The sequence below is a fragment of the Nocardia sp. TBRC8007 genome, assembly GCF_056629435.1.
In genome coordinates this window covers 1-421 of sequence record NZ_JBWSOR010000169.1, presented here as the reverse complement: position 1 = coordinate 421, position 421 = coordinate 1, and the positions used below count along the sequence as shown (strand labels likewise).

Annotated in this window: 1 protein-coding gene; it reads left to right on the top strand. The window is 65.1% G+C overall.

Annotation, left to right across the window (positions count from 1 at the left end; genetic code table 11):
- A partial coding sequence (locus tag ACX4ZE_RS23135; protein WP_480275578.1) for a hypothetical protein occupies nt 1–421 on the top strand: 421 nt, incomplete at both ends.

Below are 421 nucleotides of genomic sequence, written 5' to 3'. Positions count from 1 at the left end.
TACCGTCCCCACCCTCGAACTGCCCGACATCCAGGCCGCTCCGATCGATGTCCGTTCCGAGGTCTCTCGTCTGGATCTGATGATTCATATCTGGGAAGAACGCGTCGAGGACAGAAACAACCCGCCGGCAAACGGTGGATTCGCCGGCTCCGTGGAATTCGCGACCGACCTGTTCGACCGGGCGACGGTCGAGGCGCTCGTGGCCCGGTATGTGCGGGTACTACGACAGGTGGCGACCACCCCGCAGCTGGCGGTGGGGGCGGTGGAGGTGCTCACCGATACCGAACGAGACCGGCTGTTGCGGGACTACAACGCCACCACCGTGGCGGTGGATACCGACACCACTGTGGTGGAGTTGATCGAGGTGTGGGTGCGGCGGGCACCGGAGGCGGTGGCGGTGATGTGCACCGACACGAAGCTG